Source organism: Nocardioides sp. CPCC 206348 (genome assembly GCF_048654705.1).
Taxonomy (GTDB): Bacteria; Actinomycetota; Actinomycetes; order Propionibacteriales; family Nocardioidaceae; genus Nocardioides.
In genome coordinates this window covers 70799-83587 of record NZ_JBMCZA010000195.1, presented here as the reverse complement: position 1 = coordinate 83587, position 12789 = coordinate 70799, and the positions used below count along the sequence as shown (strand labels likewise).

The following is a 12789-nucleotide window of genomic DNA, read 5'->3' as shown; positions in this document are numbered from 1 at the left end:
CTCGCCCTGCCGACCTCGCCCGACGCCTGGCCGGCGTGGATCCGCGATCGGGCAGCGTCCGAGCTGGCGCTGGCGACCGGGCTGGTCGAGGGACTGCGCACCGACCCGCCGGCCGATCCGGTCGCGGTGCTGCGGCAGTGGGACCGGGCGGGTGGGCACCTCGGCAACGTCGCGGCGGTCGGCTCGCTGTTCGGCAACGTGCACCCCTCCGAGGAGGTCCGGGAGCTGGCGGACAACGCCGAGCAGGAGGCCTCGCGGGTCGGGACCCGGTGGAGCCTGGACCGAGAGTTGTACGACGTCTTCGCGGCCATCGAGGACAGCGCGGTCGCGGACGACCCGCTGGCCGCGCGGCTGCTCGCGAAGGTGCGCGCCGACTTCCGCCGCTCCGGCGTCGACAAGGACGAGGCGACGCGCGACCGGATCTCGGCCATCCGTGAACGGATCACCGAGCTCGACCAGGAGTTCAGCCGCGTCATCCGCGACGACGTGCGCACCATCCAGGTCGCGCCGGACCAGCTCGACGGGATGCCGGCGGACTGGCTCGAGGCGCATCCGGCCGACGAGGAAGGCCTCGTCACGGTCACCACCGACTACCCCGACTCCGTTCCAGTACGGATGTTCGCGCACGACCAGGACGTCCGCCGCGACATCACCATCGCGTTCCAGGAGCGTGGCTGGCCGACGACTGAAGCGCTCCTCGACGAGTTGTTCAGCCTGCGCCACGAGCTCGCCACCACCGTCGGCTACGCCGACTGGCCGTCGTACGACGCCGACGTGAAGATGATCCGCACGGGACCGGCGATCCCGGAGTTCATTGACAAGATCGCCGCCGCTGCCGAGGAGCCGATGCAGCGCGACCTCGGGCAGCTGCTCGAGCGGTACCGCCGCGACTTCCCCGACGCCACCGTCGTCCCCGGCTACGACTACAACTACTACGCCGAGCTCGTCCGGGCCGAGAAGTACGACGTCGACTCCCAGCGGGTGCGCACCTACTTCGACTTCGGCAAGGTCCGCCAGGGGCTGCTCGACGTGACCGGCCGGCTCTTCGGGCTGCGCTACGAGCAGGTCGACGTACCCGTGTGGCACGAGGAGGTGACGGCGTACGACGTCTCCACCTCGACCGCCGGGGAGCCCATCGGGCGGATCTACCTCGACCTCCACCCGCGCGACGGCAAGTACAAGCACGCGGCGCAGTTCACCCTCGTCGACGGCGTGGAAGGGGAACAGGCGCCCGAGGGCGTCCTGGTCTGCAACTTCGCGCGCGGCCTGATGGAGCACGACCACGTCGTCACCCTCTTCCACGAGTTCGGCCACCTGCTGCACCACGTGCTGGCAGGCCACGGTGACTGGTTCCGGTTCGCCGGCGTGGCGACCGAGTGGGACTTCGTCGAGGCGCCGAGCCAGATGCTGGAGGAGTGGGCGTGGCACGCCGACGTCCTGCAGACGTTCGCGACCAGTGCCGACGGTGAGCCGATCCCGGCGGACCTCGTCACCGCGATGCGCGACGCCGACGACTACGGCAAGGGGATCTTCGCGCGCACGCAGATGTTCTACGCCGCGATGTCGTACTGGTTCCACGCCGACCGGGCCCGCGCCGAGGTCCCCGACCTCACCGCCCGGATGGTCGAGCTGCAGGAGAAGTACGCCGCCCTGCCGTACCTCCCCGGCACCCACATGTTCGCGAGCTTCGGGCACCTCGGCGGCTACAGCTCGGGCTACTACACCTACATGTGGTCGCTGGTGATCGCGAAGGACATGTTCAGCGCGTTCGACGAGACCGACGTGTTCGCGACCGGGGCCGCCACCCGTTACCGCGACCGGATCCTCGTCCCGGGTGGTGCCGGCGATGCCGCCGACCTGGTCGCCGACTTCCTCGGCCGGCCGTTCTCGTTCGACACGTACGCCGCCTGGCTGGCGCGCTGACGCAAGGGGTCTTGTGTCGGGAGTTTCGTCGGCGTACGCTTGCGATATATCGCGATAGCAACACGAACCATCACGCGATAGTCACGAACCAGGGGCCGATCGCCCCGCCCGATACAGAGGAGGTCCCCACCATGGGACGCCACAACTTTCAGCAGAACTTCGATTCATCCGATGACCGCGACCCGTTCGGACGCGGAGAACCCCGCGGCTTCCAGCGTCGCGGTCGGGGCAGCTTCGGCCCCGGCGGCGGTCCCTGGGGCGGTCCCTGGGGTGGCTGGGCCCAGTGGGGCGAGCCCGGACGCGGTGGCCACAGCCACGGCCCGGGCGTGCCCCCTCCGTGGCTGGCCGGTCTCTTCGGCCAGGGTCGCCCCGAGGGCGCCCGCGGTCCGCGGGTCCGCCGCGGCGACGTCCGCTCCGCGATCCTCGACGTGCTCCGCACCGCGAACGAGCGGGAGGAGTCGCCGAACGGCTACCAGGTGATCCAGCAGATCACCGAGCGCAGCGGTGGCGCGTGGAAGCCGAGCCCCGGCTCGGTCTACCCCCACGTGCAGCAGCTCCAGGACGAGGAGCTCGTCGAGCTCGACGACGCCCAGGGCCGCCGCTCGCTGCGGCTGACCGCCAAGGGAGCGGCCTGGTGTGCCGAGCACGCCGATGAGCTCGCCGCGGTCTGGGTGCCCTTCGACCGGAGCCGGGAACGTGCCGAGGGTGCTCGCGCCGCGGGCACCGGCGGCCACGCCGACCTCAAGTCCGAGATCGGACAGGTGATGGGTGCGGTCTGGCAGATCGTCAGCGCCGGTTCCGACGCCCAGCGCCGGGCCGCCGTCGACGTACTCGTCGAGGCCCGCAAGGGGCTCTACGGCATCCTCGCCGCCGGTCCCGAGGCCGACCTCGCGGACAACGCCGGGGACGACGCCGAGGACGACGACACCGACGCCTGAGTGTCACCAACGCGACAGCCCCTGCCAGTACGGCGGGGGCTGTCGTCGTACGGCCTCAGCCCACGTTGAGGAAGTCGGCCAGCAACACGAAACCGCCAGGGGCTTCCACGGACTTGCCCTCGCAGGAGCCGTCGCTGGCGCAGAGCTGGACTCCGCCCTCGACGAGCGACAGCACGTTGCCGGCCCGGGTCCAGACGGCAATGGTCTCGACCTCCGCCAGGTCCATCGAACGCTCGCCCGCGATCGTCTCGATCGCCGCGACCGGTGTCGCGCCGGCGATGTCCACCACCAGGACCCGGGTCCCGTCCGGAGAGAGGGACGGGTTCAACAGGTCGCCCTCGAGCCGGCGTACGACGCGGTCGCTGGCCATGTCGCGGATGACCCAGCCGTCGCCGTCCTGTGTCGTCGCGAGGTCGTGGTGCACCGACAGCGGCAGGTGGTCGATGGCCGCGACGGCGCCGGCGCGCCAGTTCACCCGGAAGGTGATGTCGTTGCCTGCTCCGAAGTAGACGTGGTCCCCGTCGAGTTTGGCGACAGCGATGAACTGCCCATTGGAGTCGGGGCCGTCGCCCTGCACGGGCTGGGAGATGCTGCCCACTTCTCGGTCCGCCGCGACGTCCCACACATGGACCTCGACCGACGCGGCCCCCGGATCGAGCCAGGCGACCCGCGTCGCGTTGAGGTCGCCATCGACGTGCTGGACGTCGGCCGGGATGGACAGCTTCTCCGTCGATCCGTCCGGCCGGACCAGGACGAAGGACGCTCCGCCCTGCTGGTCGTCGGTCTGGGCAACGACGCCCGCCGAGGTCTGGGCGAGGTTGGTCACGCCGGGGAGGTCGACGACGGTCTCACCGATGGTGACGGTGCCCTCCGCTGCCCAGGCTCCCCACGTGTCGTAGGCCTGCTGGGCGGCGGCGTCGCTGACCTTCCCGTGGTCGGCGATGTCGAAGTCGCGGGACTCGGTCGTACCAGCGACATCGACGACGAGGGCACCCCCGACGCCAGCAGCGACGACGGCCACGGTGACGGCCAGGCCGGTCGCCACCCGGCGCCGTCGGCGCAGGCCTTGGCCGGCAGTGAGGATGTCGTAGGCCGCAGGGTGGGGCACGGGAGCGTCATCGACGCTGCGGTGCAGCAGGTCGCTGAGCTGGTCAGGCATGGGCACCTCCGGTGGAGTACGTGGTGGTCGGCGCATCGGCCGGCAGGGCGACCTCGTCGCCCAGGATCGTGCGGAGTCGCTCCAGCGCGAGCGACGTCTGGCTCTTGACGGTGCCGTCGGTGACCCCGAGGGCGGCGGCGGTCTCTCGCACGCTGAGGTCTTCGTAGAAGCGAAGGACGACGACCGCGCGCTGGCGCGGCGCCAACTGGGCCAGCGCTGCGACCATGTCGATCTGGTCGATCCGATCGCTGTGTTCGTCGGTCGCTCCGGCGGCCGGCCGGTCGGGGAGCTCCTCGGTCGGTCGCTCCCCGAAGCTGCGGCGACGGAACCAGCTGGTGGCCGTGTTGACCATGATCCGTCGTGCGTAGGCCCGTGCGGCCGCGGGTTCGCGCACCTTGTGCCAGTGGGCGTAGGTCTTCGCGAGGGCCGTCTGGACGAGGTCCTCGGCGAGCGCGTGTTCCCCGACCAGCAGCAGGCCGATGCGATAGAGCGACGGCCAGGCGGCGTGGACGAGTTCGACGAACTCGTCCTCCGTCGGTGCCCGAGAAGCGTTGCGCGCCATGGAGTCCCTTTCCTCGTCCTCAGGTGTAGTCCATCAACCAGACGCTTTGGCACCCCACTTCGGTTGGGGTGATTCGCGAGGTCTTTGCGCGGATAGGCTCCCTCCGTGTTCTCCCGTCGACTTCCCGCCGCCTTCGTCGGCGTCGTGTGCCTGTCCTGGCTGACGCTGACGACCGGGTACGGCGCCGCGTCGGCCCTGGCGCCGTCCGATCCCGTCGACCTGGGTGGCGCGAAGCTGTCCGGCACGCCGAGCACCAGCCCCGCCGAGCCGACCCCGCTCGCACCCGGCCTGTGGAAGGCCACGCTCGCACCGGAGTTCCCGCAGTACTTCAGCTACCAGCGGCGGATCAACGAGAGCACCGTCCACGTCGGCGTGCTCGGTGCGCCGCAGGGCACGACCAGCGACGGCATCCGCGTCAACGCGGGCGTCCGGACCGAGGGCAGCACCGACCTCACCAGCTGCGGCGACGAGACCGACTCGACCGACTACGCCTTTCCGCACGCCGTGGTCGGCAACCGGGTGACCATTGGCGACGAGGACAGCAGCACGGGCGACACCTGCCGCGCCGCCGACACGGTCGTCATCGCCGTGAGCCGCTCCTCGAGCAGCCCCGACGACCTGCCGTACGTCATCAAGGTCGTCGAGGAGGCGCCGGTCTCCGACGCCGGCGGCATCGAGCCCGACGAGAAGCCGGCGTACGACGTCCCCGAGCCGGTCGGCACCACCGACGAGCCGGGCGCAGCGTCCTTCGACGACGCACCCCGGGTCGACGCGCGCTCGGGCACGGTCACGATCGAGACGACCATCAAGGAGGGGACCGAGCTGCTCTGGCGGGTCCCCCTCACCTGGGGCGACCTTCCGGTGGTCCGCGTCGACGTACCGGCTGCCTCGAAGGAGCACGCCGAGGACTTCGCCTACAGCGGCCCGGACTTGACCCTGCACTTCATCGACCCGCTGCGTGGTCGGTTCCGCTACGTCAACACCGAGCGCGAGGACTCCGCCACCGGCGAGTACAAGGCCAGCGAGACAGGCGAGACCGACCAGCTCCTCGCCGCCGGCTTCCCCGTCCGGCGCGCGAACGGCCGCCTCCCCGGCGACTACTGGATCTCGCTGGCGACCGAGGCAGCCGCCGAGGGCCGCGACCCCGTCGACATCCCGGTGACGATCACGTTCGTCGTCGAGAGCAGCGGTGCCGATGCGCCGACGTACGACGGTGTGGCGGTCTCCCACGACAAGTCGACCAACGTCGACGGCTACTCCCCGGACAAGCCGTTCCTCGTCGCCGACGACACGTTCTCCGCTGCCGCCTCGGGCAACCCGGTGGTCGACGGCGACGACTCCGACAGCTGGCTCAACGGCCGCCACCTGGCCGGACTCGGCCTGGGCGCAGCGAGCCTCGCCTGCCTGGCTGGCGGTCTGCTGCGCCTCCGCTCCCGCCGCTGACGTCAGCCCAGCAGCAGGATCAGCGCGACGACCAGGCCCACGAGACCGAGGCCGAGCAGCACGAACGCGTCGACCGGCGGACCCGTCCGGGCGCCGTGCTGCGGGCGGGGCGCGTCGAGCCGGGTGGGCGCTGCGGCCGGGTGCGGCGGCAGCACCGCGGTGCCGATCGGCGGCGTAGAAGGCGGCGTAGAGGGCGGCGTCGAGGGCGGCGGGCTGTAGCCCGGCGGCGGGGGCGGCGGTGGGTACGACGTCGTGGGCAGGTTGGTCGCGGAGATGTCCGGCGTGGGCGTCGGGTACTCGTCCGGCACCTCCAGGTCGTCCAGCAACGCCGGGTCGTCCCAGCGCGCGGCGAGGGACTGGAGGGCCGGGTGGGCGCGCAGTGCCGCCGCGCTCGGGCGGGCCAGGGCGTCGTACGACGTCGCGGCCTCGACCACGTCGAGGATCGCATCGTGCTCGGGGTTGCCGTTGCGGAGCGCACCCACGTCGATCGCCGGTGGCTCGCCGTCGCTCGGCGGGCGGTGGCCGGTGAGCATCTCGAGGACGACGACACCGAGGGCGTAGATGTCGGCGCTCGGGTCGGGGTCCGAGCCGCGGTACTGCTCGGGCGCCATGTAGCCCGGCGTGCCGATCACCATCGCGACGTGGGTCAGTCGCGGTTCGTCGCTGGGGACGGCGATGCCGAAGTCGGTCAGGCGCAGGTGCGGCCGGGTGCGTCCGGTGGGTTCGAGCAGCAGGTTGCCGGGCTTGATGTCGCGGTGCACGATGCCCGCGGCATGCACGGCCTCGAGGGCCTGCAGGGTCTGGTCGGTGAGCACGGCGATCCAGCGCGGGGGCAGGCGGCCGCCGTTGCGCCGGGTCAGGTTCGAGACCGAGCCGCCACGGACCAGCGGCATCGTGAAGAGCACCCGGTCGTCGACGCCGGCCCACGACTGCGGGGTCACGACGTGCGTGTGGTCGATCCGCACGGACTGCTCGCGCACGAATCGCAGCAGCATCGCGGCGTCGGTCTGGCGCAGCATCTTGGCGGCCTTGACCTCACCGGCCGTGCGGTCCAGGACGCGCCACACCGTTCCCATGCCACCGGTGGCGATGGGGTCGAGCAGCTCGTAGCGTCCCGCGAAGACCTCACCCATGGCAGGGAGCCTATCCAGCGCGGAGCGCGTTCACTCCTCGCCGAGCGGGATCGCCCGGTGCAGCCACACGGACGCCGGTCGCATGCCGACCTTCTCGTACAACGACAGCGCCCCGGTGCGGGAGTCCGTGGAGAGGCTGGACGAGGTCGCGCCACGTTCCCGACCGGCAGTGAAGACGGCCACCAGGAGCGCCTGCGCCAGGCCCAGGTTGCGGTGCGAGGCGGCCACGGCCAGCTTCGACACGTAGGTGTCGACGCCGTCGTCGGTCGGCGCGTTCCACGCGTTGGCCACGGCCACGACCTGCTCGTCCGGAGCAGTGACGACCTGCAGGTGCCACGGTTCGAAGCCGGGCCGCTGCCAGACCCGCGCCGCGAAGTCCTCGAAGGACGTACGTGCGCGGACCGCCCATTCGAGGAAGGCGTCCTCGGTCACCGTCCACACCTGCTCGTGATCAGCCGGCGTCGCCTCCCGCAGCACGTAGCCGTCAGGCAACGGGCGCTCCCCGACACTCGCCCCCTCGGGCAGTCGCAGCACCCAGCTGGTCCACCGGACGTCGTACCCGAGAGCGGTGAGGAGGTGGTCGCCCGCCGAGCCCTGCGGCACGGGCATGCCGAGCATCGCGGCGCCGCGGCTGCGGGCCAGGTCCTGCACCCACGCGGCGAGCCAGGTGCCGATCCCGCGTCCGCGGTGGGACGGCAGTACGGCGGCGTCGTACCGCTCCTCGCCCATGTACTCGACGTACGCGACGACCTGCTCGCCGTCGAGGACGCCGATCGAGTTGCCGGCGAGGTCGTACGACGGTTGCTGCCACTCGCTGACGAGGTCGTCCTCCTCGATCTCGGCGACGCCGACGTCGGCGCGTTCCTGCTCGGCGATCAGCTCGAAGACGGCGCGGGCGTCACTCGGGACCAGCGGGCGGGTGGTGAGGCCGGGAGGGAGAGCAGGTTCTGGCACCCCGGGAGTCTCGCCGATCCGTCGCCGGAGGCGCACCGCATTTCCCGCACCAGGTCAGGCCGGAGCCAGCTCGAGGACCAGGTCGCCGCCGTCGACCGGCTTCGTGCCGGTGAAGGCGAGCCGCTGGACGACTCCGCTGACCGGTGCGGTGATCGAGGCCTCCATCTTCATCGCCTCGATCGTCGCGACGACCTCGCCTGCCTGCACCGTGTCGCCGACTGCGACGGTCGGGGTCACTGCTCCCTGGAAGGGGGCCGCGACGTGGCCGGCCTTCGTGCTGTCCGCCTTCTCGGCGGTGGCGACCTCGGCGGCGACGGACCGGTCGCGCACGCTGACCGGCCGCAGCTGTCCGTTGATGGTGCACATGACGGTGCGGAAGCCACGCTCGTCGGGTTCGCCGATGGCTTCGAGCCCGAGGAGCAGCTTGACGCCCTCGCCGAGGACGACTTCGTGCTCCTCGCCCTGGCTGAGCCCGTAGAGGTAGTCGCGGGTCGGCAGCACCGACACGTCGCCGTGGGCCTGGCGTGACTCGTCGAAGTCGCGGGTCGGGCCGGGGAACAACAGCTGGTTGAGGGTACGACGGCGACCGAAGTGATCGCCGGTCGCGAGCGCGTCCTGCTGCTGGAACGTGAGGGTCGGCTCGGGTGCCTTCCACGTGCGGCCCGACAGCGCCTTGGTGCGGAACGGCTCGGGCCATCCTCCGGGCGGGTCACCGAGCTCTCCGTTGAGGAACCCGATGACGGAGTCGGGGATGTCGAACTTCCCGGGGTCGGCCTCGAAGGCCTCGGGGCTGGCGCCGGCTCCGACGAGGGCAAGGGCGAGGTCGCCGATGACCTTGGACGACGGGGTGACCTTCGGGACGTTGCCGAGGATCCGGTTGGCGGCGGCGTACATGTCCTCGACCTGTTCGAACTTCTCGCCGAGGCCGAGCGCGATCGCCTGCTGGCGCAGGTTGGAGAGCTGGCCGCCGGGGATCTCGTGGGTGTAGACGCGGCCGGTGGGCGCCGGCAGCCCCGACTCGAACGGGGCGTAGAGCCGGCGGGTGGCCTCCCAGTAGGGCTCGAGGGCGTTGACGTTGTCCAGGGACAGCCCGGTCTCGCGGTCGGAGTGGTCGGTGGTGGCGACCAGGGCGGAGAGCGCCGGTTGCGAGGTCGTGCCCGACATGGAGGCACACGCCGCGTCGACCGCGTCGACCTCGGCCTCGATGGCGGCGAGCAGGGTGGCCAGCTGGCCGCCCGGGGTGTCGTGGGTGTGCAGGTGCACGGGCAGGTCGAACTCGTTGCGCAGGGCGGTGACCAGGGTCCGGGCAGCGGGAGCGCGGAGCAGTCCGGCCATGTCCTTGATCGCGAGCACGTGCGCGCCGGCGTCGACGATCTGTTCGGCCAGGCGCAGGTAGTAGTCGAGCGTGTAGAGCTTCTCGTCCGGCGAGGACAGGTCGCCGGTGTAGCAGAGGGCGACCTCGGCGACCGTGGTGCCGGTTGCGCGTACCGCCTCGATCGCGGGGCGCATCTGGTCGACGTCGTTGAGGGCGTCGAAGATCCGGAAGACGTCGATGCCGGTCTCGGCGGCCTCGGTCACGAACGCCTGCGTCACTGCCTCCGGGTACGGCGTGTAGCCGACCGTGTTGCGGCCGCGGAGCAGCATCTGCAGGCAGATGTTGGGCACCGTCTCGCGCAGGGCGGCCAGCCGCTCCCACGGGTCCTCGGCGAGGAAGCGCAGTGCGACGTCGTACGTCGCCCCGCCCCAGCACTCGAGCGACCACAGCTCGGGTGTCAACCGGGCGACGTGCCCGCCGACACCGAGCAGGTCGATGGTCCGCACCCGGGTGGCGAGCAGGGACTGGTGGGCGTCGCGGAAGGTCGTGTCGGTGACCGCGACGGTGGTGCGGGCCCGCAGGTCGCGGGCGAACTGCTCCGGTCCGGCGGCGAGCAGCTGCTGCCGGCTGCCAGCGGGCGGCGGGGTCGACAGGTCGATCGCCGGGAGCTTGGCGACCGGGTCGACCCAGTCGTCGGAGGAGGCCCGCGCTGCGCCGTACGGCTGGTTGACGGTGACGTCCGCGAGATAGGCGAGCAGCTTGCTGCCCTGGTCGCCCGACGCACGGGTCGCCAGCAGCCACGGGTGGGTCTCGATGAACGAGGTGGTGACGTGCCCGGACGCGAAGTCCGGGTCCCGCAGCACGGCCTCGAGGAAGGCGATGTTGGTGGAGACGCCGCTGATCTTGAACTCCGCCAGCGCGCGCCGGGCCTTCTCGACGGCCTTCTCGAAGGTGCGTCCACGACACGTCAGCTTGGCGAGCATCGAGTCGAAGTGGGCGGACACCTCGGCACCGGTGTAGGTCGTACCGCCGTCGAGCCGCACGCCCGGTCCGCCCGGTGAGCGGTAGGTCGTGATCTTGCCGGTGTCGGGACGGAACCCGTTGGCGGGGTCCTCGGTGGTGATCCGGCACTGCAGGGCCGCGCCGCGCAGCCGGATGGAGTCCTGGGTGAGCCCGAGGTCGGCGAGCGTCGCGCCTGCCGCGATCCGCAGCTGGGACTGGACCAGGTCGACGTCGGTGACCTCCTCGGTCACCGTGTGCTCGACCTGGATGCGCGGGTTCATCTCGATGAACACGTAGTTGCCGTCGGGGTCGAGGAGGAACTCGACCGTGCCGGCGTTCCGGTAGCCGATCTCGCGGGCGAACCGGACGGCATCGGCACACATCCGGTCACGGATCGCGGGGTCGAGGTTCGGCGCCGGCGCGATCTCGACGACCTTCTGGTGGCGTCGCTGCACCGAGCAGTCGCGTTCGAAGAGGTGGATCACCCCGTCGGCGCTGCCCGTCCCGTCGGCGAGGACCTGCACCTCGATGTGGCGCGGATCGACCACGGCCTGCTCGATGAACACGGTCGGGTCACCGAAGGCGCCCTCGCCCTCGCGCATGCACGTCTCGATCGCCTCGCGCAGCTGTGCCCGGTCGTCGACCCGACGCATGCCGCGCCCGCCACCACCAGCGACGGCCTTGACGAACAGCGGCGCCGGGATCGCCTCGGCGGCCGCCAGGAGTGCGTCGACATCGGTCGACGGGTCGACCGACTGCAGGGTCGGCACCCCCGCCGCCCTTGCCGCCGCGATCGCCCGCGCCTTGTTGCCGGTCAGGGTCAGGACCTCGGCCGAAGGCCCCACGAAGGTGATGCCGGCGTCCACACATGCCTCGGCCAGGGCCGGGTTCTCCGACAGGAAGCCGTAGCCCGGGTAGATGGCGTCGGCGCCACAGGCCAGCGCCGCCGCGACGATGGCGTCGGGATCCAGGTACGTGCGGACCGGATGGCCGCGCTCGCCGATCTCGTAGGCCTCGTCCGCGCGGAGCCGGTGCTCACTCCACCGGTCCTCGTGCGGGAACACGGCGACCGTACGGGCGCCGATCTCGTGGGCGGCGCGGAAGGCGCGGATCGCGATTTCGCCGCGGTTGGCAACGAGGACCTTGGTGAACATGGGACTCCCGTGGTGAGGAAGAGGCGCCCGGGCGCAGGGTGGTCCCGGACGGCGCAAGATTATTCGCGCGTGCCGTCACCGCGTGGGGCTGTCCGTACTCCGGAGCAGCAAAAACCCACCGGGGCAGGTCCTTGCGGACTCGCCCCGGTGGGTTGGGCTGCAGCTGTGCTCAGGCGTTCTTGATCGCCGAGATGTCGAACTCGAGCTTGATCTTCTCGGAGACGAGCACGCCGCCGGTCTCGAGCGCGGCGTTCCAGGTCAGGCCCCAGTCCTTGCGGTTGACGGTGACGTCGCCCTCGAAGCCCACGCGGATGTTGCCGAACGGGTCCTTGGCCGAGCCGTTCTCCTCGAAGTTGATGGTGACCGGCTTGGTGACGTCCTTGATGGTCAGGTCGCCGGTGACGGCCCAGTCGGTGCCGTCGCGGGAGACGTCGGTCGAGACGAACTTCCACTCGGGGAACGTGGCGACGTCGAAGAAGTCGGGGGAGGAGAGGTGGCCGTCGCGGTCGGCGTTGCCGGTGCTGACGCTGCCGGCGTTGATGGTGACCGTCACCGAGGAGTTGGCCGGCGTCGCGGTGTCGATGTGGGCGGTGGCGGACCAGTCGCCGAACTGGCCGCGGACCTTGGTGACGACAGCGTGGCGGGCCACGAAGCCGAGGCGGCTGTGCGCCGGGTCGAGCGTGTAGTCGCCGGTGATGTCGGAGAGGGCTGCGTTGTCGGTCATGAAGGGCTCCTGGGGTCGAGTAGTTGAAGTATCAATGACTTGAACCAATGGTGACATGTCAACCATTCCCTCGCAAGGGGTGACCTGGGTCACGTTGCCACAAGCGCCGCCCTCGATCAGCCCCACAAAAAGCAGGAAGCCGCCCCCTGGGCGGGGGCGGCTTCCTCGGGTCTGGGTCAGGCGGCAGCGTGACTGTGCGCGATGGCGGGCTGGCCGACCTCGATCCACACCGCTTCCATGCGGGTGCGGCCGTCGGCTGCCGTCACGGGTACCCAGCGCATCTCGAGCCTGGACGTCGTCTCGGTGTTGGTCATGGGACACCTCCTGTTCACCTTGTGTTCACCAAGATAGCACGTCCTCCACCTTGAACCCGGAAAACGCAGGAAATGGACCCGACCTGCTCCACCCGAGGGCCGGATCGCTCGTTCCAGCGGGCGTCGACCCTCCATTTCCCGAGCCAGTGACGGTGGTCACTCAGGCCA

General features: G+C 70.9%; 10 protein-coding genes. 3 read left to right on the top strand and 7 right to left on the bottom strand.

Going from position 1 to position 12789, the window contains the following annotated elements; all coding sequences use genetic code 11:
• Together ACOADB_RS18105 and ACOADB_RS18100 are read left to right on the top strand one after the other, a co-directional pair.
• A partial coding sequence (locus tag ACOADB_RS18105) for a M3 family metallopeptidase (protein ID WP_378601503.1) occupies positions 1-1923 on the top strand: 1923 nt, incomplete at its 5' end.
• 131 nt (positions 1924-2054) lie between these two features.
• Positions 2055-2861, top strand: coding sequence for a PadR family transcriptional regulator (locus ACOADB_RS18100; RefSeq protein WP_378601501.1), 807 nt, complete (start codon positions 2055-2057; stop codon positions 2859-2861).
• A 55-nt stretch (positions 2862-2916) separates the two neighbouring features.
• On the opposite strand, the gene ACOADB_RS18095 is transcribed toward ACOADB_RS18100, so the two are convergent.
• The gene (locus ACOADB_RS18095) at positions 2917-4020 is read right to left on the bottom strand and encodes a hypothetical protein (RefSeq protein WP_378601499.1); all 1104 of its coding nucleotides are present in this window, start codon (positions 4018-4020) and stop codon (positions 2917-2919) included.
• Positions 4013-4582, bottom strand: coding sequence for a SigE family RNA polymerase sigma factor (locus ACOADB_RS18090; RefSeq protein WP_378601497.1), 570 nt, complete (start codon positions 4580-4582; stop codon positions 4013-4015). The genes ACOADB_RS18095 and ACOADB_RS18090 overlap by 8 nt, the downstream gene beginning before the upstream one ends.
• Before the next feature lie 105 nt (positions 4583-4687).
• Between ACOADB_RS18090 and ACOADB_RS18085 the strand changes: the two genes are divergently transcribed.
• The gene (locus tag ACOADB_RS18085) at positions 4688-6025 is read left to right on the top strand and encodes a hypothetical protein (RefSeq protein ID WP_378601495.1); all 1338 of its coding nucleotides are present in this window, start codon (positions 4688-4690) and stop codon (positions 6023-6025) included.
• Positions 6026-6027: 2 nt separating this feature from the next.
• Here ACOADB_RS18085 and ACOADB_RS18080 read toward each other — a convergent pair whose 3' ends face one another.
• From ACOADB_RS18080 to ACOADB_RS18060, 5 genes are all read right to left on the bottom strand, one after another.
• Positions 6028-7158, bottom strand: coding sequence for a serine/threonine-protein kinase (locus tag ACOADB_RS18080; RefSeq protein WP_378601493.1), 1131 nt, complete (start codon positions 7156-7158; stop codon positions 6028-6030).
• 30 nt (positions 7159-7188) lie between these two features.
• Positions 7189-8112, bottom strand: coding sequence for a GNAT family N-acetyltransferase (locus ACOADB_RS18075; protein ID WP_378601491.1), 924 nt, complete (start codon positions 8110-8112; stop codon positions 7189-7191).
• Positions 8113-8166: 54 nt separating this feature from the next.
• Positions 8167-11583: a pyruvate carboxylase gene (locus ACOADB_RS18070; RefSeq protein WP_378601489.1), complete on the bottom strand. Its 3417-nt coding sequence runs from the start codon at positions 11581-11583 to the stop codon at positions 8167-8169.
• A 169-nt stretch (positions 11584-11752) separates the two neighbouring features.
• Complete coding sequence (locus ACOADB_RS18065; RefSeq protein ID WP_378601487.1) at positions 11753-12307, bottom strand: YceI family protein; 555 nt, start codon at positions 12305-12307, stop codon at positions 11753-11755.
• A 176-nt stretch (positions 12308-12483) separates the two neighbouring features.
• Positions 12484-12621 (bottom strand): hypothetical protein, encoded by a 138-nt coding sequence (locus ACOADB_RS18060; RefSeq protein ID WP_378601485.1) that lies wholly within the window; start codon positions 12619-12621, stop codon positions 12484-12486.
• Positions 12622-12789 lie beyond the last annotated feature (168 nt).